Annotated in this window: 18 protein-coding genes; 9 read left to right on the top strand and 9 right to left on the bottom strand. The window is 71.1% G+C overall.

Features of this window, described 5'->3' with window-relative positions:
• Positions 1-37: 37 nt before the first annotated feature.
• Genes ACIDOF_RS29925 through ssd form a run of 4 tightly spaced genes read right to left on the bottom strand, consistent with a single transcriptional unit; the run spans position 38 to position 4,104 of the window.
• Positions 38-946 carry a type II secretion system F family protein gene (locus ACIDOF_RS29925; protein ID WP_409009278.1) on the bottom strand — a complete coding sequence of 303 codons (909 nt, stop codon included), beginning with the start codon at positions 944-946 and terminating at the stop codon, positions 38-40.
• 37 nt (positions 947-983) lie between these two features.
• Positions 984-1,862 (bottom strand): type II secretion system F family protein, encoded by an 879-nt coding sequence (locus tag ACIDOF_RS29920; RefSeq protein WP_409009385.1) that lies wholly within the window; start codon positions 1,860-1,862, stop codon positions 984-986.
• Positions 1,863-1,873: 11 nt separating this feature from the next.
• A complete protein-coding gene (locus ACIDOF_RS29915; protein WP_409009277.1) occupies positions 1,874-3,022 on the bottom strand; it encodes a TadA family conjugal transfer-associated ATPase in 1,149 nt (382 codons plus the stop codon).
• Positions 3,019-4,104 carry a septum site-determining protein Ssd gene (ssd, locus tag ACIDOF_RS29910; RefSeq protein WP_409009276.1) on the bottom strand — a complete coding sequence of 362 codons (1,086 nt, stop codon included), beginning with the start codon at positions 4,102-4,104 and terminating at the stop codon, positions 3,019-3,021. The genes ACIDOF_RS29915 and ssd overlap by 4 nt, the downstream gene beginning before the upstream one ends.
• 497 nt (positions 4,105-4,601) lie before the next feature.
• Here ssd and ACIDOF_RS29905 point away from each other — a divergent pair, with 497 nt between their 5' ends.
• Entirely contained in the window at positions 4,602-5,435 is an 834-nt protein-coding gene (locus ACIDOF_RS29905; RefSeq protein WP_409009275.1) for an HAD family hydrolase, read from the top strand.
• Between the two features lie 384 nt (positions 5,436-5,819).
• Here ACIDOF_RS29905 and ACIDOF_RS29900 read toward each other — a convergent pair whose 3' ends face one another.
• The gene (locus ACIDOF_RS29900; protein ID WP_409009274.1) at positions 5,820-6,635 is read right to left on the bottom strand and encodes an oxidoreductase; all 816 of its coding nucleotides are present in this window, start codon (positions 6,633-6,635) and stop codon (positions 5,820-5,822) included.
• A gap of 102 nt (positions 6,636-6,737) precedes the next feature.
• Between ACIDOF_RS29900 and ACIDOF_RS29895 the strand changes: the two genes are divergently transcribed.
• Positions 6,738-7,748 (top strand): ATP-binding protein, encoded by a 1,011-nt coding sequence (locus ACIDOF_RS29895; protein ID WP_409009273.1) that lies wholly within the window; start codon positions 6,738-6,740, stop codon positions 7,746-7,748.
• Here the strand turns inward: ACIDOF_RS29895 and ACIDOF_RS29890 are convergent.
• Positions 7,717-9,006 carry a hypothetical protein gene (locus tag ACIDOF_RS29890; protein ID WP_409009272.1) on the bottom strand — a complete coding sequence of 430 codons (1,290 nt, stop codon included), beginning with the start codon at positions 9,004-9,006 and terminating at the stop codon, positions 7,717-7,719. The genes ACIDOF_RS29895 and ACIDOF_RS29890 overlap by 32 nt on opposite strands.
• A gap of 387 nt (positions 9,007-9,393) precedes the next feature.
• On the opposite strand from ACIDOF_RS29890, the gene ACIDOF_RS29885 reads away from it, so the two are divergent.
• From ACIDOF_RS29885 to ACIDOF_RS29860, 6 genes are all read left to right on the top strand, one after another.
• The gene (locus ACIDOF_RS29885; RefSeq protein ID WP_409009271.1) at positions 9,394-11,733 is read left to right on the top strand and encodes a bifunctional SulP family inorganic anion transporter/carbonic anhydrase; all 2,340 of its coding nucleotides are present in this window, start codon (positions 9,394-9,396) and stop codon (positions 11,731-11,733) included.
• A 47-nt stretch (positions 11,734-11,780) separates the two neighbouring features.
• Entirely contained in the window at positions 11,781-13,796 is a 2,016-nt protein-coding gene (acs, locus tag ACIDOF_RS29880; RefSeq protein WP_409009270.1) for an acetate--CoA ligase, read from the top strand.
• Positions 13,797-14,044: 248 nt separating this feature from the next.
• Entirely contained in the window at positions 14,045-15,472 is a 1,428-nt protein-coding gene (gene nhaA / locus ACIDOF_RS29875) for a Na+/H+ antiporter NhaA (protein WP_409009269.1), read from the top strand.
• A gap of 72 nt (positions 15,473-15,544) precedes the next feature.
• Entirely contained in the window at positions 15,545-16,036 is a 492-nt protein-coding gene (locus tag ACIDOF_RS29870; protein ID WP_409009268.1) for a phage holin family protein, read from the top strand.
• Positions 16,033-16,989 (top strand): alpha/beta fold hydrolase, encoded by a 957-nt coding sequence (locus ACIDOF_RS29865; protein WP_409009267.1) that lies wholly within the window; start codon positions 16,033-16,035, stop codon positions 16,987-16,989. The genes ACIDOF_RS29870 and ACIDOF_RS29865 overlap by 4 nt, the downstream gene beginning before the upstream one ends.
• Before the next feature lie 222 nt (positions 16,990-17,211).
• Complete coding sequence (locus ACIDOF_RS29860; protein ID WP_409009266.1) at positions 17,212-17,403, top strand: hypothetical protein; 192 nt, start codon at positions 17,212-17,214, stop codon at positions 17,401-17,403.
• 144 nt (positions 17,404-17,547) lie between these two features.
• Here the strand turns inward: ACIDOF_RS29860 and ACIDOF_RS29855 are convergent, their stop codons facing one another.
• From ACIDOF_RS29855 to nth, 3 genes are all read right to left on the bottom strand, one after another.
• Complete coding sequence (locus ACIDOF_RS29855) at positions 17,548-18,747, bottom strand: MarP family serine protease (RefSeq protein ID WP_409009265.1); 1,200 nt, start codon at positions 18,745-18,747, stop codon at positions 17,548-17,550.
• A 124-nt stretch (positions 18,748-18,871) separates the two neighbouring features.
• A complete protein-coding gene (locus ACIDOF_RS29850; RefSeq protein ID WP_409009264.1) occupies positions 18,872-19,603 on the bottom strand; it encodes an NUDIX hydrolase in 732 nt (243 codons plus the stop codon).
• 127 nt (positions 19,604-19,730) lie between these two features.
• Positions 19,731-20,783 carry an endonuclease III gene (nth, locus tag ACIDOF_RS29845; protein WP_409009263.1) on the bottom strand — a complete coding sequence of 351 codons (1,053 nt, stop codon included), beginning with the start codon at positions 20,781-20,783 and terminating at the stop codon, positions 19,731-19,733.
• A 298-nt stretch (positions 20,784-21,081) separates the two neighbouring features.
• Here nth and ACIDOF_RS29840 point away from each other — a divergent pair, with 298 nt between their 5' ends.
• On the top strand, positions 21,082-21,756 hold the full coding sequence (locus ACIDOF_RS29840) for a Crp/Fnr family transcriptional regulator (protein ID WP_409009262.1): 675 nt from the start codon (positions 21,082-21,084) through the stop codon (positions 21,754-21,756).
• Positions 21,757-21,797 lie beyond the last annotated feature (41 nt).

The raw sequence follows: 21,797 nt of genomic DNA, 5'->3' as shown, positions 1-21,797 counted from the left end.
CTCGACCGATGCCGTCGAATCAGCCGATGTCGTCTGATCAATCGATGTTCAGGACCCCTCCGGCCAGCCCGATCACCACCGGCACCACTCCGACCGCGAGGAACGCCGGCAGCAGGCACAGGCCCACCGGGGCCGAGATGAGAACGCCCGCCCTGTGCGCCTTCGACGCCGCCGCACGGCTCCAGGCCGCGCGGCAGTCGGCGGCGATCAAGGACAGTTCCTCGGCCGCCGGCGCCCCCGCGTCGCAGGCCCGCGCGAGGCAGCGCGCCAGGGGCCGAGCGCCGGGTATCGACCCCAACCGGCCCCACACCTGGGCCGATTCACCGCCGAGCCGCAGCTCCACGGCCGCCCGAGCCAGCCGGTCGCCCACCGGCCCGCCGAGCGACTCCCCCACCGCCTCCGCCGCGACGGCCGGACCCGCGCCCGCGGTGACGCAGGCCGCCACCAGGTCTGCCGCCAGCGGGAGTTGGCGCTCCGCCTCGGCGAGTTCCGTCGCGCTCACGGCGCCCTCGGACCCGCCGGTGCCGTCCCGGCGCGGGCCGTCCGAGGACCGCTCGCGCCGCCGCAGCCACCGCCCTACGCCGTACCCGCCCAGGCCACCGAGGCCTACGCCGAGCAGACCGCCCACGATCACGAACCCTGCGCATGCCGCGCCCAACACCGGCACCCACCCGGGCAGTTCGCCCGGGCGCGAACCCCTTCGCCTCGCCATCGAGGTCAATCTCGTCCGCAGCCTCGGCCTCGATAGCTCGGTGTAGCCCAGGAGTTGGCGCACCCGCCGCCGCGCTCGTCGTTCGCCGTGTTCCGTGAGGACCGTCCACAGGAGGGCGAACAGCACCACCGCCAGCAGCACCGTCACCCCCAGCCTGTGGATGACGTCCGCACCCAGCCGGATCCCGCCCGTCGACGCGAGCCAGGCGCCCGCGCCTGTGTCCATGCCCGTCATGCTCACCTCCCTCATCGCCCCGCTTCACAGCCCCTCCTCATAGCCCCTCCGCGCCGCGCACGATCCGTGCCGCCCACCAGATCCCGGCGCCTTCCAACGCGGCGCCGACCATCAGGCAGCCGTTGCCGGCCGGGGTGTGCAGCAGTACGCGCAAGGGGTCCGCGCCCAGCCCCGTCCCCATCAGGAGGCCGACCACCGGCAATCCCGCGAGCAGCACGGCCGTGGACCGCGCGGTGGACAACCGGACGCGCAGGTCGGCCCGTTGGTCCCGCTCCGCCCGCAACGCGCCCTCCAGCCGCGCGAGTCCGGCCGCGAGCCCGCCGCCCTGGTCGACCGCCACCCGCCAGCACGCGGCGAGCCCGAGCAGCCCCTCCGCGCCCGGCTCCGCCGAGGCCTCCCGCAGCGCCCGCGGCACGTCACCGCCGAACCGCGCCGCGGCAAGCACCGCCGCTTCCGCCGCACCGAGCCCCGACTCGCCGTCCATGGACCGGACAGCCGCAGGCATCGCCTCCCCCGGCTGCCGCCCTGCCCGCACCTCTGCGGCCAGCGCACCGCACAAGGCGATCACCGCATCGGCCCGCGCCTCCTTCTCCTTACGTCGCCGCCGACCGCTCAACACCCGCTTCAGCAAAGGCACTCCGAGCGCCCCAGCCGCCAACGGAAGCAGCGACTCCCCGACGACCGCCAGCACAAGCCCGACCGCCAGACACCACCACTCCGGCCCGACCCGCCCCCGCACACGCGCAAGCCACGGCTCCCACGGCGGCTCGGACGCCGGCTCCTGCTCCGCCGCCCCCGCGAGGACCAGCCGAGCCCGGCGCAGCTCACGGTCGTGCCCGACGGACAGCCACGCCGCCGCCCCCACGCACAACGCCGCCGCGTACACCGGAGCGATCGGCCCGCCCACGGCGACCATCCCGAACTCGCTCACCCGGCACCGCCCAACATCCGCTGCAGCCGCGGCCAGCCCTGCTCGTACGTGAACGCCTCCGGGCCCCACCGCAGTGCGGGCTCCGCCACCACGAGCCCGGCGGCGTCGCGCTCCAGCACGCACACCTCGGCGATCCGCCGCCGCCCCGCACGGTCACGTACGAGATGGAGGACGACCTGGACGGCGGCCGCCAACTGGCTGTGCAGCGCCGCCCGGTCGAGCCCCGCGGCCGTGCCGAGCGCTTCGAGGCGGGCCGGCACGTCGGTCGCGGCGTTGGCGTGGAGCGTGCCCGAGCCGCCTTCGTGGCCGGTGTTCAGAGCCGCCAGCAGGTGCACGACCTCCGCTCCGCGCACCTCCCCGACGACCAGCCGGTCGGGGCGCATCCGCAGCGCCTGGCGGACCAGGTCCCGCAGACTGACCAGACCCGCGCCCTCCTGGTTGGCCGGCCGGGTCTCCAGGCGGACCACATGCGGGTGGTCGGGCCGGAGCTCGGCGGAGTCCTCGGCCAGCACGATCCGCTCGGTCGGTTCGACCAGCCCGAGCAGGGCCGACAGCAACGTGGTCTTGCCCGACCCGGTGCCGCCGCTGATCAGGAACGACAACCGGGCGTCGACCAGCGCCCGCAGGATCCGGTCACCGCCGGGCGGAACCGTCCCCGCCGCGACCAACTCGCCCAGCGAGAAGGCCTTCGGCCGCACCACCCGCAGCGACAGGCACGTGGACCCCACGGCCACGGGCGGCAGCACCGCATGCAGCCGCGTCCCGTCCGGAAGCCGCGCGTCCACCCACGGGCGGGCGTCGTCGAGCCGCCGTCCCGCGACCGCCGCGAGCCGCTGGGCGAGCCGCCGCACCGCACCCGCGTCCGCGAAGGAGACCCCCGTGAGCTCGAGCCCGCGACCGCGGTCGACCCAGACCTGCTCGGGCCCGGTGACCAGCACGTCGGTCACCTCGGGGTCGGCGAGCAACGGCTCCAACGGCCCGGTGCCGACCAGTTCGGAGCGCAAGTCCCGCACCACACGCAGCAGTTCGGCGTCACCGAGCACCCGTCCCTGTTCCCGCAGCGCCCGCGCCACCCCGGCCGGTGTCGGCTCGGCGCCGGACGCGGCGAGCCACCGCCGTACGCCGTCGAGCAGTTCGGCCGTCATGACGCGCCCTCCGCCGCAACCCGCGTCCAGAAGGCGCTGCAGAACCGGGAGAGCGCACCGCGCGTGTCCGTGCCCGGCGCCCGGCCCCCGGTCGCGAGCCCCGTCTCGGTCGGCAGCTCGCCGGCCAGCGGCAGCCCGAGCAGCCGGGCCACCTCGTCGCTGCTGAGCCCCGCCGTGCCGGGCCCGCGCACCACCGCGCGTACGTCCCGCAGCACCATCCCCGCGGCCGCCGCGACCCGGCCGGCCGCCGCCACCGCACGCAGCTCGGCCGGCACGACGAGGAGCCCGAGGTCCACCTGGGCCAGCGCCTCCACGACGCTGTCGTCCACCCGGCGCGGCAGGTCCACCACGACCGCCCCGCCCCGGCGCCGTGCGGCCGCGAGGACGGCCCGCATCGCACCCGGCGGCACCGCCACGGTGTCCCCGCGGTCCCAGCTCAGCACCCGCAGGTCGTGCAGGCGCGGCAGCGACTCCTCCAGGGCGCCGGACCCGACCCTGCCCGTGGACTCGACGAACGCGGGCCAGCGCAGTCCCACAGCCGTCTCGCCGCCGAGCAGCACGTCCAGGCCGCCGCCGAGCGGATCCGCGTCGACGAGCATCGTGCGCCGGCCGGAGCGGGCCGATGTCAGGGCGAGGGCGCACGCGAGCGTCGACGCCCCTGCTCCGCCCCTGCCGCCGAGCACACCTACGGTGAGGGCCGGACGGCCCACTCCCTCCGCCACGTCCGCGATCCGATCGACGAGCCACTCCTCGGCGTCCGGCAGTCGCAGCACATGGTCGGCGCCGATCTCCACAGCCCGCTGCCAGACCATCGGGTCGTCCTGGTCGTGCCCGACGAGGCACACCCCTCGCCTGCGCGTGGCCCCGCGCACCCGGTGCACGGCGTCGTCCCCGACGAGGACCAGCGGCGCCGCGTCCCAGCCGTGCCGGGGAAGTCCGTGGCGGACTTCGGGCTTCGCGCCCGCCGCGGCGCACAGGCGCAACAAGTCGTCGAGCAACTCCGCGTCCTCGGTGACGATCAGCGGCCCGGCGCGCTCTTCTTCGTCGGCCGACCCCCGGTCATGCGCGATCGAACCCGTCATGACTCGGCCCCCTCTCACTTGTGTACGTGTGAAGTCGTGAATCCCGCAGGCCGCGATCGAGTCGATGAACGGGTCTCGGACTTCGCGGCTGGAATCACGATGGGCGGAGCCTGGAAATCGTGTGGATCTTGGTCGAAAACTGTGGACAACTCAGCGGTTGTGAATAACTCCGTCACCCAAACCGGTGACGGCCGGAAAACTGCCGCAGAGCAGCCTGGCCGCTACGCACGGTGACGGATCTTGGGATGCGGCGCGCGGGCGCCGGACGGGCGCCGAGCGGCGTGACGCGGACATGAAGAAGGGCCCAAAACGGGCCCGGACATGCGACGACCCCCGCCGGGGGGGAGAGCGGGGGTCGTCCCCACGGTCCGACTCGGGGGGGGGAGGAGCCAGACCGGGTTAGCACGGTCGCGAACGATCCGTGACTTCCATGGTGTACCCGAGAGCCTTCTCAGGCAAACCCACGCGCCCCAGCTTACGCCGAATGGTTGGCCCCTATGCTCAGGCATGTGGAAAACCACTCCTTGCCTCGCACAGCTGCCTTCTTTGACCTGGACAAGACGGTCATTGCGAAGTCGAGCACGCTCACGTTCAGCAAGTCCTTCTACCAAGGGGGACTGATCAACCGCAGGGCCGTGCTGCGTACCGCATATGCCCAGTTCGTCTTTCTCGCGGGCGGCGCCGATCACGACCAGATGGAGCGCATGCGCGAATATCTCTCGGCGCTCTGCCGGGGATGGAACGTGCAACAGGTCAAGGAGATCGTCGCCGAGACGCTGCACGACCTGATCGACCCGATCATCTACGACGAGGCCGCGTCCCTCATCGAGGAGCACCACACGGCCGGCCGGGACGTCGTGATCGTCTCCACCTCGGGCGCCGAGGTCGTCGAGCCGATCGGCGAACTCCTGGGCGCGGACCGGGTGGTGGCCACGCGCATGGTCGTCGGGGACGACGGCTGCTTCACCGGCGAGGTGGAGTACTACGCGTACGGACCGACGAAGGCCGAGGCCATCAGGGAGCTGGCCAAGTCCGAGGGGTACGACCTGGAGCGCTGTTTCGCGTACAGCGACTCTGCGACGGATGTGCCGATGCTGGAGGCGGTCGGGCACCCGCACGCGGTCAACCCGGATCGTGCACTGCGCCGCGAAGCGCTCTCCCGTGAGTGGCCGATTCTGGACTTCCATCGGCCGGTGCGTCTGAAGCAGCGGGTGCCGTCACTGTCGGCCCCGCCGCGGCCGGCGCTCGTCGCGGCAGCGGCTGTCGGTGCCGCGGCGGCCACGGCCGGGCTCGTCTGGTTCGCGAGCAAGCGGCGCGCGATCGCCTCCTAGAGAGGCTCACGAGGACCGCACATCGAAGCCGATTCGCCCGTATTTGAACCTAAAAGTAAAGAAGTGGGCCCACCACTTTCGCATCCCCCATGACTGGAGTACAAAGGAGTCAACGGCCCGCGAGACCAAGGACATCCGAGAGGATCACCTTTAACGCAACCGATGGCCCCACGGACCGAAGCATGGTCGTCAAGCACCCACGCGACGTCGACCCGTCGATTACGGGCCAGCCGCACCAGGAATCGGGCAAAGTTCTCCGACCTGATGGGCAACACTTCGAGGACGCTTGGTAACTGGACGGACATGCCAGCGGCGGTACCAGGACTGGTACCGCCGCAACCCTGTTCAGGGGGAAAACCGGCTCTCCAAGAGCCGGTTTTCGTGTCAGGCCGCTCCGCGCTGCAGCGCCTCACAGACAGCGGTCGATTCACGCGCCCCGAGCTCAACCGCCTTGCCGCAGTGGGCGATCCACGCCGCCATGCCTTCCGGCGTACCGGCCGCGTAGCCGTCCAGTGCCGCCACATAGGCAGCCCGCCCCAACTCCGCGTGGCCCGTTTCCGCCGGGCAGATCGACTTCGGGTCGAGGCCGCTGCCGATCAGCACCAGCCGCTCCGCCGCGCGCGCGACGAGCCCGTTGTACGAGCCGAAGGGGCGCAGCGCGAGCAGCTCGCCGTGCACCACGGCGGCCGTCACGAGCGCCGGGGCCGAACTGCCCTTGATGATCAGCTGGGAAAGCCCTTCGAGCCGCCCGGACACCTCGTCCGCGGACGGAAGCGGAAGCTCCACCACGGGCTCGTCGACGGGTTCGCCCGCGAGCCGCGGCCGCCCCACCGTGTCGTCCTGCACTCCGGCCGCGACCAGGTGCAGACGCGCGAGGACGCGCAGCGGCGACTGGCGCCAGATGGAGAGCAGCTGCCCGGCCTCAGCCGTCAACCGGAGGGCGGCGCCGACCGTGCGGGACTCGTCGTCCCCGCTGAAGTCACTGCGCCTGCGCACCTCTTCGAGGGCCCAGTCGGCACCGGAGAGCGCCGCGGAACCGCGCGCTCCACGGAGTGCGGCCTCGGAGGTGATCTCGTTGCTGCGGCGGCGCATGACGCGGTGCCCGTAGACCCGGTCGACGCTCTTGCGCACGGACTCCACGGACTCGGCGACGCCCGGCAGCGAGCCGAGCACGGCGAGCGGATCGGCTGTCGTACTCATAAGTAAGCAGCCTACGCACTTCGGCGGGCCGCCCCACGAAGGAGTGGTCTTCTTCACGCAGCGCGACCTCGCACAGCGATCACGGCACTACCCTTCGTGAACATGAAGATCGCTTTCGTGGGGAAGGGCGGCAGCGGCAAGACCACGCTGTCCTCGCTCTTCATCCGTCATCTCGCCGCCACCGGTTCGCCCGTCGTCGCGGTCGACGCCGACATCAACCAGCACCTGGGCGCCGCCCTCGGACTGACCGACGAGGAGGCCGCGGCGCTGCCCGCGATGGGGGCGCAGCTGCCGCTCATCAAGGAGTACCTGCGCGGCGCCAATCCGCGGATCGCCTCCGCCGAGACGATGATCAAGACCACGCCGCCCGGCGGCGGTTCGCGCCTGCTGCGGGTGCGCGAGGAGAACCCGGTCTACGACGCGTGCGCGCGCCCGCTGGAACTCGACGGCAACGCCATCCGTTTGATGGCCACAGGCCCCTTCACCGAGTCCGACCTCGGCGTCGCCTGCTACCACTCCAAGGTGGGCGCCGTGGAGCTGTGCCTCAACCACCTGGTGGACGGGCGCGACGAGTTCGTCGTGGTCGACATGACGGCGGGCTCCGACTCGTTCGCCTCCGGCATGTTCACCCGCTTCGACATGACCTTCCTGGTGGCCGAGCCGACCCGCAAGGGCGTCTCGGTCTACCGCCAGTACAAGGAGTACGCGCGGGACTTCGGCGTCGCCCTGTGCGTCGTCGGCAACAAGGTCCAGGGCCAGGACGACGTCGACTTCCTGCGCCAGGAAGTGGGCGACGACCTGCTGGTGACCGTCGGGCACTCGGACTGGGTGCGGGCGATGGAGAAGGGCAGGCCGCCGCGGTTCGAGCTCCTGGAGTCGGCCAACCGCGAGGCTCTGACGACGATGTTCACGGCCGCGGACGCGTCGTACAAACGCCGTGACTGGGAGCGGTACACGCGGCAGATGGTGCACTTCCACCTGAAGAACGCGGCGAGTTGGGGCAACGAACGGACCGGGGCCGACCTGGCGGACCAGGTCGACCCCGACTTCGTACTGCGCGAGAACCCCGAGTCCGCGCAGGTCAGTGCTTCGAGTGCTCCTCAGCCGGCTTGACGGCCGGGGCGCCCGGCACGCCCTTGGGCGCCGGGGCGGGCTTGCCGGAGAGGAAGTCCGGCCAGCCCTGCTTCGGCGCCTTGCCGACGGGGAGGGTGCCGAGCTGCTTCAGGACCTTCGGGTCCTGGGCGTCCAGCCAGTCGACGAGCTGGCGGAAGGAGACGCAGCGGACCTCCTTCTTGGTGCAGACCCGCTCGACGGTCTCCTCGATGGCGCGCATGTAGGTGCCGCCGTTCCAGGACTCGAAGTGGTTGCCGATGATCAGCGGGGCGCGGTTGCCCTTGTAGGCGCGCTCGAAGCCCTTGAGCAGGCCGTCGCGCATCTGGTCGCCCCAGTACTCGTGCTTGGACGGGTCGCCCTGTGAGTCGGTGCCGGACTGGTTGACCATGAAGTTGTAGTCCATGGTCAGCGTCTCGAAGTTCCGGCCGGGCACCGGGACGAGCTGCAGGGACAGGTCCCAGAGGCCGTCCTTCTTCTTGGGCCAGACCTGGTTGTTGACGCCGCTCGTGTCGTACCGGAAGCCGAGGTCGCGGGCGGCCTTGGTGAAGTTCTTCTGGCCCTCCAGGCAGGGGGTGCGGGCGCCGATGAGCTCCTTGTCGTAGTCGAAGGGCAGCGCGGCCGCCTGCCGGTCGCCGGTGTTGGTCTTCCAGCGCTTCACGAAGTTCTTGGCCTGGCGGATCTCCGACTTCCACTCCTCCACCGACCACTCGCCGACGCCGCCGCCCTTGCCGCAGAAGTGGCCGTTGAAGTGCGTACCGATCTCGTTGCCCTCGAGCCACGCGGAGCGCAGCTGGGTCACGGTGTTGCGGATGCCCTCGGCGTCGTTGAAGCCGATGTCGGAGCGTCCCGCGGAGTGCTGCGGCGGCTCGTAGAGCTCCTTCTTGTCCTCGGGGAGCATGTACACGCCGCTCAGGAAGTACGTCATGGTGGCGTTGTTCTCCTTCGCCACCTTGCGGAAGTGCGAGAACAGCTTCTGGCTGTCCTCGCCCGCGCCGTCCCAGGAGAACACCACGAACTGCGGGGGCTTCTGACCCGGCTTCAGGCGCTCCGGCTTCGGCAGGTTGGGCTGCGCCCCGGTGTACGCGGTGGACCCGTCGCCGATGAGCCGGACCGCGCTCTTGGGGGCGGGCGCGGGCTGTGCCTTCTTCGGGCCCTGGGCGCCTTCCTTGGTGCCGGATTCACCGCTTCCGCAACCGGCGAGTGCTACGGCGCAGGCCGCGACGACGGCGCCCGCGGCGAGCTTCTTGGTGGCGGCCATCCGCCCACCTCTTCCTTCGGGTCGTGATTCTTCGGCGCGTGAAATGGCCGGGCGCGGTCGCCGTCACCAGGAATTCCGACATGAAGACAGAAACGCCCAAACACAGAAAATGCGCCCTAAAAGCGACGGCGCCGCCAAAGTCGCACGCCCACCCGAAGTCGAGGACACGACAAGCCGTACAAAACGACTAATCACTCCTCGGAGTGAACACTTACCCCATTTGCCCCGAAAATTCGGTCGAAGCCTTTACTCTCCATTACGATTCATTTACCGAGAGTTGATAGATCCCGCCGCTGTACGCCGTGACCCACGGCCGCGTCCCCACATGCCCCCGGCATTCGCTCGGGGCAGTTCCAAGCGACCGCGTAGCCCGGAGGAGACGGGAACATGTCTGCCTGCGTCCCCACCCGCACCGACGACCTCTCAGAACCCGCCGACGCCCGCCGGCCGCACGGCCCGCCGCACGGCAAGGGCCGGTTCCGTATCGCCGGTGCCGACGTCTCCGCGTCGATCGCCGTCTTCCTGATCGCGCTGCCGCTGTCCCTCGGCATCGCTCTCGCCACCGGGGCGCCGCTGCAGGCCGGGCTCGTCGCCGCGGCCGTCGGCGGAATCGTCGCGGGGCGCTTCGGCGGCGCCCCGCTGCAGGTGAGCGGTCCCGCCGCCGGTCTCACCGTGGTCACCGCCGACCTCATCCAGACGTACGGGTGGCGCACCACCTGCGCCATCACCGTGATCGCCGGGCTCGCCCAACTCGCCCTGGCGTACCTGCGGGTGGCCCGCTCGGCGCTCGCCGTCAGCCCGGCGATCGTGCACGGCATGCTCGCGGGCATCGGCGTCACCATCGCGGTCGCGCAGCTGCACATCGTGCTCGGCGGCAATCCGCACAGCTCCGTGGTCGACAACGTGCAGCAGCTGCCCGCGCAGCTGGCCGACGTCCACCCCGTCGCGCTGTCGGTCAGCGCGCTGACCCTGGTGGTCCTGCTGGGCTGGCCGCGCCTTCCCGGGAGACTCGGCCGGGTCGCGCGGGTCGTGCCCGCCGCGCTGGCCGCGGTCGCCGCCGCCACGGCGGTCGCGGCGTTCGGGGGGCTTCGGCTGGCGCGGGTCGACCTGCCGTCGTGGGAGAGCCACGCGCTGGCCGGGCTGCCCGAGGGCCCGGTGCTCGGTCTGATCGCCGCGGTGCTCACGATCACGCTGGTCGGCAGCGTCGAGTCGCTGCTCTCCGCCGTCGCCGTGGACAAGCTGGCCACCGCGCGCAAGGGCCCGCCCGTGCCGCGCGCCGACCTGGACCGGGAGCTGCGCGGCCAGGGCGCGGCGAACATCGTCTCCGGCGCGCTCGGCGGACTGCCCGTCACCGGTGTCGCGGTGCGCAGTTCGGCCAACGTGCGCGCGGGCGCGGTGAGCCGCAACTCCGCGATGCTGCACGGACTCTGGGTGGTCCTCGCGGCGCTGCTGCTTGTGCCGGTGCTCGACCTGATCCCGCTGGCGGCGCTGGCCGCGCTGGTCATGGCGGTCGGCGTGCAGATGGTCTCGATCAACCACATCCGTACGGTCACCCGCCACCGCGAGGTGCTGGTGTACGTGGCGACGACGCTCGGCGTGATCTTCCTCGGCGTGCTCGAAGGCGTGGCCATCGGGGTCGCCGTGGCCGTCGGGGTCGCCCTGCAACGCCTCGCTCGTACGCGGATCACGCACGAGGTGCGCGACGGCGTGCACCACGTGCGCGTGCGGGGGCAGTTGACGTTCCTCGCCGTGCCGCGGCTGAGCAGGGCACTGCATCTGATCCCTCAAGGTGCCGACGCCGTAGTGGAGTTGGACGGGTCGTTCATGGACCACGCGGCGTTCGAGACGCTGCAGGACTGGGAGGACGCGCACACCACGCACGGCGGGAGAGTCGAGCGGACCGGCAGGAACGGCGGCCGGATCGCCGAACCCGCGTCCGCGGCGCACTCCTGCTGCCGGCCCTGGACGCCGTGGCGCAACCACAGCTGCCACGAGTCGACCGAGGTGGCGGGCAGCGGACGGCGCCTCTCCGACGGCATCAGCTCGTTCCAGCGCAACACCGCTCCCCTGGTGCGCGGCGAGCTGGCGCGGCTTGCGCGGGAAGGCCAGAAGCCGTCCCAGCTCTTCCTGACCTGCGCGGACTCACGTCTGGTGACGTCGATGATCACGTCGAGCGGCCCCGGCGACCTGTTCGTGGTGCGCAACGTCGGCAACCTGGTGCCCCTGCCGGGCGAGGAGAGCGGGGACGACTCGGTGGCGGCGGCGATCGAGTACGCGGTGGATGTGCTGCAGGTCGAGTCGATCACCGTGTGCGGGCACTCCGGGTGCGGGGCGATGCAGGCGCTGCTCAACTCCCCCGCGGAGGGCGGGCAGACGCCGCTGCGGCGCTGGCTGCAGCACGGCCGGCCGAGCCTGGAGCGGATGGCCGACGAGGGACACGCGTGGGCGCGGCTCGCCGGGCGGGCGCCGGCCGACGCGGCGGAGCAGCTGTGCCTGACGAACGTCGTCCAGCAGCTGGAGCACCTGCGGCAGCACGAGTCGGTGCGGCGCGGGGTCGCGGAAGGGCGGCTCAGCCTGCACGGCATGTACTTCCACGTGGGTGAGGCGCAGGCCTATCTCCTGGCGGACGCCGAGCAGCTCTTCGACCGTGTGGCGCCCGGGAGTTCGGCCCCGGTGGCCTCGGTGACGCCCGGAGCGACGGAGACCCCGGACCCGACCCCCGCATAGGTCTAAACCACTTTTCCACAGGCCTTGTCACCAGCAGGGCCCGTCTGATGAGCTGTGGCTTGGAACACAACGGTCGCCCCCAGGCAAAGCACCGTAAGGGAGATGTCGTGAGCAACGAATCCTTGGCCAACCTGCTCAAGGAAGAGCGCAGGTTCGCGCCGCCCGCCGATCTGGCCGCAAACGCCAACGTGACGGCGGAGGCGTACGAACAGGCCAAGGCCGACCGGCTCGGGTTCTGGGCCGAGCAGGCGCGGCGCCTCACGTGGGCGACCGAGCCGACCGAGACACTCGACTGGTCCAACCCGCCCTTCGCGAAGTGGTTCGCCGACGGCAAGCTCAACGTGGCGTACAACTGCGTGGACCGGCACGTCGAGGCCGGCAACGGCGACCGGGTCGCCATCCACTTCGAGGGCGAGCCGGGCGACAGCCGCGCGATCACCTACGCCGAGCTGAAGGACGAGGTCTCGCGGGCCGCAAACGCCCTGCTCGAGCTGGGAGTTCAAAAGGGCGACCGGGTCGCGGTCTACATGCCGATGATCCCGGAGACGGCCATCGCGATGCTGGCCTGCGCCCGGATCGGCGCCGCGCACTCCGTGGTCTTCGGCGGCTTCTCCTCGGACGCGCTCGCGACGCGCATCAAGGACGCCGACGCCAAGGTGGTCATCACCTCGGACGGCGGTTACCGACGCGGCAAGCCCGCCGCCCTCAAGCCGGCCGTCGACGAGGCGGTCACGCGCGTGGACAACGTCGAGCACGTCCTCGTCGTCCGCCGCACCGGCCAGGACGTCGACTGGACCGAGGGCCGTGACGTCTGGTGGCACGACGCGGTGGGGCGGCAGAGCGCCGAGCACACGCCCGAGGCGTTCGACGCCGAGCAGCCGCTGTTCATCCTCTACACCTCGGGGACGACGGGTAAGCCGAAGGGCATCCTGCACACCTCGGGCGGCTACCTCACCCAGGCCGCGTACACCCACCACGCCGTCTTCGACCTCAAGCCTTCGACCGACGTCTACTGGTGCACGGCCGACGTCGGCTGGGTCACCGGCCACTCGTACATCGTGTACGGACCGCTGGCCAACGGCGCAACGCAGGTCATGTACGAGGGCACGCCGGACACCCCGCACCAGGGCCGCTTCTGGGAGATCGTGCAGAAGTACGGCGTCACGATCCTCTACACGGCGCCCACCGCGATCCGTACGTTCATGAAGTGGGGCGACGACATCCCCGCGAAGTTCGACCTGTCCTCGCTGCGGGTCCTCGGTTCGGTGGGCGAGCCCATCAACCCGGAGGCCTGGGTCTGGTACCGGAAGCACATCGGCGCCGACAAGTGCCCCATCGTGGACACCTGGTGGCAGACCGAGACCGGCGCGATGATGATCTCGCCGCTGCCGGGCGTCACCGAGACCAAGCCCGGCTCGGCCCAGCGCCCGCTGCCCGGCATCTCGGCGACGGTCGTGGACGATGAGGCGAACGAGGTGCCGAACGGCGGCGGTGGCTATCTCATCCTGACCGAGCCGTGGCCGTCGATGCTGCGCACGATCTGGGGCGACGACCAGCGCTTCCTCGACACGTACTGGTCGCGTTTCGAGGGCAAGTACTTCGCCGGTGACGGGGCGAAGAAGGACGAGGACGGAGACGTCTGGCTGCTCGGCCGGGTGGACGACGTGATGCTGGTGTCCGGCCACAACATCTCGACCACCGAGGTGGAGTCGGCGCTCGTCTCGCACGAGGCCGTCGCCGAGGCGGCCGTGGTCGGCGCCGCGGACGAGACCACCGGTCAGGCCATCGTGGCGTTCGTGATCCTGCGCGGCGGCGCCGCCGAGTCCGAGGACCTGGTCGGAGAGCTGCGCAACCACGTCGGCGCCACCCTCGGCCCGATCGCCAAGCCCAAGCGGATCCTGCCGGTGGCCGAGCTGCCCAAGACCCGCTCCGGCAAGATCATGCGGCGCCTGCTCCGGGACGTCGCGGAGAACCGTGAGCTCGGGGACGTCACCACCCTGACCGACTCGTCGGTGATGGACCTGATCCAGACGAAGCTCCCCTCGGCGGGCTCCGAGGACTGACCCGCCCGCGCCGGCCCCGCCGAAGAAGGGGTCGCCGCGCACATCCCCCGAAGGGCACTCGGCGACGAGCCGGGTGCCCTTCGCGCGCCTAGGGTGAAGATCGCCGGACGCACCTTCGAAGCCGCCGGGTACAGTGGGTCGAGCGTCAAGAACACGACAACGCAGACGCAATAGGTGCGCCGGGAAGTCTGGTCGGCAACTGCTTCAACGACCCCAAGTTGCCGCACGAAGACCGGAGGTTCCCGCCTGTGTCCGCGCCTTCCCCGAACCAGAACAAGACCCAGCCTCAGCCCCAGAACCGCCGCAAGGCATTCGGCCGGCTCTCGCTCCCGGAGCGGAACTATGTGGCCGACGCCCTGCGCACGGAGACCGTCGGCGGTGTGCTGCTCCTCGTCGCCGCGGTCACCGCGCTGGTCTGGGCGAACAGCCCCTTGAGCGGCAGCTACGAAGCGGTCAGCGACTTCCACATCGGCCCCGCCGCGCTCGGCCTCGACCTGAGCGTCCAGCACTGGGCGGCGGACGGACTGCTCGCGATCTTCTTCTTCGTCGCCGGCATAGAACTCAAGCGCGAGCTGGTCGCCGGTGACCTGCGCGACCCGAAGGCCGCCGTCCTGCCGGTTGTCGCCGCGCTCTGCGGCATGGCGACCCCGGCCCTGGTGTACGTACTGACGAACGTCGCCGGGAACGGATCGATGGACGGCTGGGCCGTGCCGACGGCCACCGACATCGCGTTCGCGCTCGCCGTGCTCGCGGTCCTCGGCACCTCGCTGCCGTCGGCCCTGCGGGCGTTCCTGCTCACGCTGGCCGTGGTCGACGACCTGTTCGCGATCGTCATCATCGCCGTGTTCTTCACGCACCAGCTGAACTTCGCCGCGCTCGGCGGCGCCTTCGTCGGCCTGGTCGTCTTCTGGGTGCTGCTCCGCAAGGGCGTCCGCGGCTGGTACGTGTACGTACCGCTGGCGCTGGTCATCTGGGCGCTGATGTACAACAGCGGGGTCCACGCCACGATCGCCGGTGTCGCCATGGGTCTGATGCTGCGCTGCAGCCGGAAGGACGACGAGGCGCACTCCCCCGGCGAGCACATCGAGCACCTGGTGCGGCCGCTCTCCGCAGGCCTGGCGGTGCCGCTGTTCGCCCTGTTCTCCGCCGGAGTGGCCGTGTCCGGCGACGCGCTCGCCGATGTGTTCACCCAGCCGGAGACTCTCGGCGTGGTCCTCGGCCTGGTCGTCGGCAAGACCGTCGGCATCTTCGGCGGCACCTGGCTCACCACCCGCTTCACCCGCGCCGAGCTCAGCGACGAGCTGTCCTGGCCCGACGTCTTCGCGGTCTCCACGCTCGCCGGCATCGGCTTCACCGTCTCGCTGCTCATCGGCGAACTCGCCTTCGAGGGCGACCCGGCCATGACGGACGAGGTGAAGGCCGCCGTCCTCGCCGGCTCCGTGATCGCCACGCTCCTCGCGGGCGTCCTGCTCAAGCTGCGCAACGCCAAGTACCGCAAGCTGTGGGAGGAAGAGGAGCGCGACGAGGACCTCTCCGGCATCCCCGACGTCTACGAGCGGGACACCCCCGAGTACCACCTCCGCATGGCCGAGATCTACGAGAAGAAGGCCGCGGAGCACCGGCGTATCGCCGAACTGACCACCGGGGGAAGCGAGCACGACGACAGTCCGGCATGATCTGACACAGGCGCTGTGCGAACAGGCCGCCGGTACAGACCGCCACCGTCGAGAAAGCAGAAGGAGACAGCGATGAGCGCAGCCGATGGCGCCGACCGCAGCCTCGGGCAGCTGGTCGCCTCGGCGACCGCCGAGATGTCCGCGCTGGTGCACGACGAGATCGCCCTGGCCAAGGCCCAGTTGCGACAGGACGTCAAGCGGGCCGGGATGGGCAGCGGTGCGTTCATCGCGGCCGTCGCTGTGCTGATCTTCTCGCTGCCGATGCTGAGCTTCGCCCTCGCCTACGGCATCCAGGCGTGGAGCGGCTGGCACCTGTCGGTCTGCTTCCTGCTGTCCTTCGCGGCGAATGTGCTCGTGGCGGTGCTGCTGGCGCTCATCGGGCTCGTCATGTTCAAGAAGGCGAAGAAGGGCAAGGGCCCGCAGAAGGCGGTCGCTTCGGCCAAGGAGACGGCTGCCGTACTGCAGAACGTCAAGCCGCATCCGCGCCCCGTCCCCGCTTCGAGCACCGGCCCGAGCCTCGACAAGCCGGCGGACGCGCAGCCTGTGGCACGCTCGTCCTCATGACGGAACCCGCCACACCCGCCGCATCCTCCCCTCCGCCCTCGGTCGTACGGATCGACCTGCCCGGCGACCGGGAGGTGATCCACCGGGACGTGGCCGCCAACGGCGCGCGATTCCACATCGCGGAGGTGGGCGACGGACCGCTGGTGCTGCTGCTGCACGGCTTCCCGCAGTTCTGGTGGACGTGGCGGCACCAGATGACGGCCCTGGCCGATGCGGGTTTCCGGGCCGTCGCGATGGACCTGCGCGGGGTCGGCGGCAGCGACCGCACCCCGCGCGGCTACGACCCGGCGAACCTCGCGCTCGACATCACCGGAGTGGTCCGCTCGCTCGGTGAACCGGACGCGGCGCTGGTCGGCCATGACCTGGGCGGCTATCTGGCGTGGACGGCGGCCGTGATGCGGCCCAAGCTGGTGCGCCGGCTCGCGGTGTCCTCGATGCCGCATCCGCGCCGCTGGCGCTCGGCGATGCTCTCCGACTTCAAGCAGACCGCCGCCGGTTCGTACGTGTGGGGCTTCCAGCGGCCGTGGCTGCCGGAGCGTCAACTGGTCGCGGACGACGGCGCGTTGGTGGGCCGGCTGATCCGGGACTGGTCGGGTCCGCGGCTGCCGGAGGACGACGCGGTGGAGACGTACCGGCGGGCGATGTGCATTCCGTCGACGGCGCACTGCTCGATCGAGCCGTACCGCTGGATGGTGCGCTCGCTCGCGCGGCCGGACGGGATCCAGTTCAACCGGCGGATGAAGCGGCCGGTGCGGGTGCCGACGCTGCATCTGCACGGCTCGCTCGACCCGGTCATGCGCACACGCAGCGCGGCGGGCTCCGGCGAGTACGTCGAGGCGCCGTACCGTTGGCGGCTGTTCGACGGGCTCGGGCACTTTCCGCACGAGGAGGACCCGGTCGCGTTCTCCACGGAGCTGGTGAACTGGCTGAAGGACCCGGAGCCGGACCGGTAGCCGCTGGACCAGCCGCCGCCGGACCGGTAACCGTGAGACCGGTAATCGTGGGACCGGCGACAGCCGTGCCGGTCGCAGCCGTCCCGGCCCGTTCGGCGGCTCGGCGGCTGTCGGAGCGCGGAGCCGAACTACCGTACGTCGAACGCCACTTGCCCCGCGCATAGGCCAATTGGGGGCGGCCGGTGCGGTTACCGACCATGAGGCCCGGGCAGACGTCCCGGTATGGGCTGGACGCACGACTACAGTGACGCAGCACGCAATCGCCGCTCGGCCGCAGCGCTGAGCTCGCTCCGGAAGGGCGGCCCGTCGGGCCGGCCCGAGCATCCCGCGCAGGCGGGCATGGGGATTCCCCGCATCCTTCGCCGCAGGGCCCGCTGGGTCTCGGCGCGGCTGCGGCACACCGCCAGGGACTGACCGCGGCACACCGCCAGAGACTGGCCGCGGCACACCGTCAGGGACTGACCGCCGGCTGCCGGGCCCGCGAGGGCCCGGCCCTCACCTACGCGAGGACGGCAGAGGTCGCAGCGGCCTCAGAGGTCTCAGACGTCTCAGAGGGCCTCAGAGCGCGCAGCCCTCCGTGTCGACCTGCTGGTTCGCGGTGCGGCCGAGCTTGATGTCCGTACGGACCTCGTCGGCGGTCAGCGCGTACCCGGTCTCCGGGTCGTCGAGGGACTTGGCGAAGACCACGCCGTAGACCTTGCCGTCCGGGGTGAGCAGCGGGCCGCCGGAGTTGCCCTGGCGGACGGTCGCGTACAGCGAGTAGACGTCGCGGCGGACGGTGTCCCGGTGGTAGATGTCCGGGCCGTTGGCGTTGATGCGGCCGCGGACGCGCGCGGAGCGGACGTCGTACGCGCCGTTCTCCGGGAAGCCCGCGACGATCGCGCTGTCGCCGCTCACCGCGTCCTCGTCGGTGAACTGCAGCGGCCTGGCCTGCAGGTCCGGCACGTCCAGTACGGCGATGTCGCGCTCCCAGTCGTAGAGCACGACCGTCGCGTCGTACCGCCGGCCCTCGCCGCCGATCTGGACCGTGGGCTCGTCGACTCCGCCGACCACGTGCGCGTTGGTCATGACGCGGCGCTCGTCGAAGACGAAGCCGGTGCCTTCCAGGACCTTGTTGCAGCTCGTGGCCGTGCCCATCACCTTGACGATGGACTGCTTGGCGCGGTCCGCGACCGGGCTGTTGCGCAGCTTCGGGTCGGGGGCCTGGACCTCGGTGATCGGCTCGTTGGAGAACGGGCTGAAGACCTGCGGGAAGCCGTTCTGTGCGAGGACCGAGGAGAAGTCCGCGAACCAGGTGCTGGCCTGGCTGGGCAGCGCGGCGGAGACGCCCTGCAGCACCTTGGAGTTGCGCACCTCCTTGCCGAGCGTCGGCAGCGTCGTGCCCGCGAGGGCGGAGCCGATCAGCCAGGCGACGAGGAGCATCGCGACGACGTTGACCAGGGCGCCGCCGGTGGCGTCCAGCGCGCGGGCCGGGGACCACGTGATGTATCTGCGGAGCTTGTTGCCGAGGTGCGTCGTGAAGGCCTGGCCGACGGAGGCGCAGACGATCACGACGACGACGGCGACGACCGCGGCCGTGGTGCTCACTTCCTGCTCGTCGGTGAGGGCGTCCCAGATCACCGGCAGTACGTACACGGCGACGAGGCCGCCGCCGAGGAAGCCGATCACCGAGAGGATGCCGACGACGAAGCCCTGGCGGTACCCGACGATCGCGAACCACACGGCGGCGACGAGCAGCAGTATGTCCAGCACGTTCACCGAATTCAGTCCTCGCCTCGCATCTGTTCGTCCTCGTCCCGTGCCGGGGTGGTGCACGTCCGCCCGGTGCGGGTGCGCCGGCCCGGCACGAGGGCCAAGCCTGTCACGCGTGCCGGTCGGCCTGTCATGCGTGCCAGTCGAGCGGGACCTCGTTCGAGCGGTCCCAGGGTCTCTCCCAGCCGGCGAAGTGCAGCAGGCGGTCGATGATCCCGGCGGTGAAACCCCAGACCAGGGCCGGTCCGACGAGGAACGCGGGCCCCTTGTGGCCGCGCGGGTGCACGGACGTCACGCGGTTCGCCGGGTCCGTGAGATGGGACACGGGGACCGTGAAGACCCGCGCGGTCTCGGCCGGGTCGACCACGCCGACCGGGCTCGGTTCGCGCCACCAGGCGAGGACGGGCGTGACGACGAAGCCGCTCACCGGGATGTAGAGCTTCGGCAGCACGCCGAAGATCTGCACGCCCGCCGGGTCGAGGCCGGTCTCCTCCTCGGCCTCACGGAGCGCGGCGCGCAGCGGGCCGTCGCCCTGCGGATCGCCGTCCTCCGGGTCGAGGGAGCCGCCGGGGAAGGACGGCTGGCCGGCGTGCGAGCGCAGCGCGCTGGAGCGCTCCATCAGGAGCAGCTCGGGGCCCGTCTCGGGGCTGCCGGCGCCGAAGAGGATCAGCACGGCGGACTGCCGCCCCTCGCCGTTCTCCGGCGGCAGGAAGCGGCTGAGCTCGGTGGGCCGGACCGTGGCGGCAGCGCGCGCCACCGGCTCCAGCCACTCGGGCAAGCCGTCGGCGCTGACCTTCACCTCGGTGTCGTACGCCTGCACCTCGGTGTCGTACGTATGGCTTGCGTGTCGCCCGTGCGTCATGGGCACCCCCGTCCGTCCATGGCTGCACAACGTCGTGGAGCGCCCCGTTCGTTCCGCCCCCGGGGCGCGATTCTGTCCGCGGGCCCGGTTCGCGGGCCCTTCGGCGTCCTGTCGGTTCGCGTACGCGTCATCCGGCCGCCAGCGGGGGTGCGGGCTTGCCCGGGTAGTCCGGCGGGGGCTTGAGGCGCTGGCCGGGGAGGCCGCCCTTCTCGTACTTCAGGAGCTTCTGGGCCTTCTCCGGGTCCGTCTCGCCCTCGCCGTACGCCGGGCAGAGGTGGGCGATGGGGCAGGCTCCGCAGGCGGGCTTGCGGGCGTGGCAGATGCGGCGGCCGTGGAAGATGATCCGGTGCGACAGCATCGTCCAGTCGCTCTTCGGGAAGATGTCGCAGACCAGGGCCTCGATCTTCTCCGGGTCGTCGGAGTCGGTCCATTTCCAGCGGCGGACGAGCCGGCCGAAGTGCGTGTCGACGGTGATGCCGGGGACGCCGAAGGCGTTGCCCAGGACGACGTTGGCCGTCTTGCGGCCGACGCCGGGGAGCTTGACGAGGTCCTCCAGGCGGCCGGGCACCTCGCCGCCGTGCTCGTCCCGCAGGGCGGTCGCCAGGCCCATGATCGACTTGGTCTTCGCGCGGAAGAAGCCGGTGGGCCTGATCAGCTCCTCGACGTCCTCGGGGTTGGCCGCGGCCAGGTCCTCGGGGGTCGGGTACGCCGCGAACAGGCGCGGTGTCGTCTGGTTCACCCTCAGGTCGGTGGTCTGCGCGGACAGCACCGTGGCGACGAGCAGCTGGAACGGGTTCTCGAAGTCCAGCTCCGGGTGGGCGTACGGATAGACCTCGGCGAGCTCGCGGTTGATGCGGCGGGCGCGGCGGACGAGGGAGAGGCGGGACTCGTGCTGAGGGACCTTCAGGGCGGGCTTCGGCGTCTGCTTCCGGGTCTGGGTCTGCTGCTGCTTCTGCTTCGCGGTGGCGGGCTTGGTGGTGGTCGACGTCTTCTTGGCCGTGGCCTTCTTCGCGACCGTCGCCTTCTTGGGAGTTGGCGATGCGGTCTTCTTCGTCGCCGTTTGCTTCTTCGCCGGTGTCGTCTTCTTCGCCGGTGCCGTCTGCTTCGCTGGTGCCGTCTGCTTCGTCGGTGTCGGCTTCTTGGGTGCTTCTGGCACTCTCTCCGCACCCTTCCCGTTCATCCGTTTTGCGGCTATCTTTGCGGTTGCTGAACGCTGTTCGCCCACAGCGGAATAGGCGCGCTCCGCCAACGTCCCAGCCCCCTCGTCCTGCGCTCTCACCGGCGTATTGGACACTCGGCCAGAGTAAAGCCAGGCACTGACATCCGCCGGTGACCCGGGTGAACAGACCCCGATTGGGCCCCCTGTCGCACGGGACGCCGCGCCGGTACGGCAAACTTGTGACTGATCACACTGTTTGGACCGTCCGGCATCATGGGGACCACGGACCCCTGTAGCAGGTCGACATAGGAGAGAACTCGTGGACGACGTTCTGCGGCGCGCCCCGCTCTTCGCGGCGCTCGATGACGAGCAGGCGGCGGAGCTGCGCGCCTCCATGAGTGAGGTGACCCTCGCACGCAGCGAAGCGCTGTTCCACGAGGGCGACCCCGGTGACCGTCTGTACGTGGTCACCGAGGGCAAGGTGAAGCTGCACCGCACCTCGCCCGACGGACGCGAGAACATGCTCGCCGTCCTCGGCCCCGGCGAGCTGATCGGCGAACTGTCGCTGTTCGACCCGGGCCCGCGTACCGCCACCGCATCCGCGCTCACCGAGGTCAAGCTGCTCGGCCTCGGCCACGGCGACCTGCAGCCCTGGCTGAACGCCCGCCCCGAGGTGGCCGCCGCGCTGCTGCGTGCCGTCGCCCGGCGCCTGCGCAAGACCAACGACCAGATGTCCGACCTGGTCTTCTCGGACGTGCCCGGCCGTGTGGCCCGCGCGCTGCTCGACCTGTCGCGCCGCTTCGGCGTGCAGTCCGAGGAGGGCATCCACGTGGTGCACGACCTCACGCAGGAGGAGCTGGCCCAGCTGGTCGGCGCGTCCCGCGAGACGGTCAACAAGGCGCTGGCGGACTTCGCCGGTCGTGGGTGGCTGCGGCTCGAGGCGCGTGCGGTGATTCTGCTGGACGTGGAGCGGCTCGCGAAGCGGTCCCGCTAGCCGCGGTCCCGCTGGTCGCGGGGCTTGCCCGGACGTTGCGG

The sequence above is a fragment of the Streptomyces sp. Da 82-17 genome (genome assembly GCF_046098215.1).
In the GTDB taxonomy this organism is placed as follows: domain Bacteria; phylum Actinomycetota; class Actinomycetes; order Streptomycetales; family Streptomycetaceae; genus Streptomyces.
This window is presented reverse-complemented; position numbering and strand designations above follow the sequence as displayed.

Bases quoted from the DNA above. Each gene is read 5' to 3' on its own strand.
- ACIDOF_RS29925 (WP_409009278.1), bottom strand. From the start codon at position 946: ATGACGGGCATGGACACAGGCGCGGGCGCCTGGCTCGCGTCGACGGGC.
- ACIDOF_RS29920 (WP_409009385.1), bottom strand. From the start codon at position 1,862: ATGGTCGCCGTGGGCGGGCCGATCGCTCCGGTGTACGCGGCGGCGTTG.
- ACIDOF_RS29915 (WP_409009277.1), bottom strand. From the start codon at position 3,022: ATGACGGCCGAACTGCTCGACGGCGTACGGCGGTGGCTCGCCGCGTCC.
- ssd (WP_409009276.1), bottom strand. From the start codon at position 4,104: ATGACGGGTTCGATCGCGCATGACCGGGGGTCGGCCGACGAAGAAGAG.
- ACIDOF_RS29905 (WP_409009275.1), top strand. From the start codon at position 4,602: ATGCTCAGGCATGTGGAAAACCACTCCTTGCCTCGCACAGCTGCCTTC.
- ACIDOF_RS29900 (WP_409009274.1), bottom strand. From the start codon at position 6,635: ATGAGTACGACAGCCGATCCGCTCGCCGTGCTCGGCTCGCTGCCGGGC.
- ACIDOF_RS29895 (WP_409009273.1), top strand. From the start codon at position 6,738: ATGAAGATCGCTTTCGTGGGGAAGGGCGGCAGCGGCAAGACCACGCTG.
- ACIDOF_RS29890 (WP_409009272.1), bottom strand. From the start codon at position 9,006: ATGGCCGCCACCAAGAAGCTCGCCGCGGGCGCCGTCGTCGCGGCCTGC.
- ACIDOF_RS29885 (WP_409009271.1), top strand. From the start codon at position 9,394: ATGTCTGCCTGCGTCCCCACCCGCACCGACGACCTCTCAGAACCCGCC.
- acs (WP_409009270.1), top strand. From the start codon at position 11,781: ATGAGCTGTGGCTTGGAACACAACGGTCGCCCCCAGGCAAAGCACCGT.
- ACIDOF_RS29870 (WP_409009268.1), top strand. From the start codon at position 15,545: ATGAGCGCAGCCGATGGCGCCGACCGCAGCCTCGGGCAGCTGGTCGCC.
- ACIDOF_RS29865 (WP_409009267.1), top strand. From the start codon at position 16,033: ATGACGGAACCCGCCACACCCGCCGCATCCTCCCCTCCGCCCTCGGTC.
- ACIDOF_RS29860 (WP_409009266.1), top strand. From the start codon at position 17,212: ATGGGCTGGACGCACGACTACAGTGACGCAGCACGCAATCGCCGCTCG.
- ACIDOF_RS29850 (WP_409009264.1), bottom strand. From the start codon at position 19,603: ATGACGCACGGGCGACACGCAAGCCATACGTACGACACCGAGGTGCAG.
- nth (WP_409009263.1), bottom strand. From the start codon at position 20,783: ATGAACGGGAAGGGTGCGGAGAGAGTGCCAGAAGCACCCAAGAAGCCG.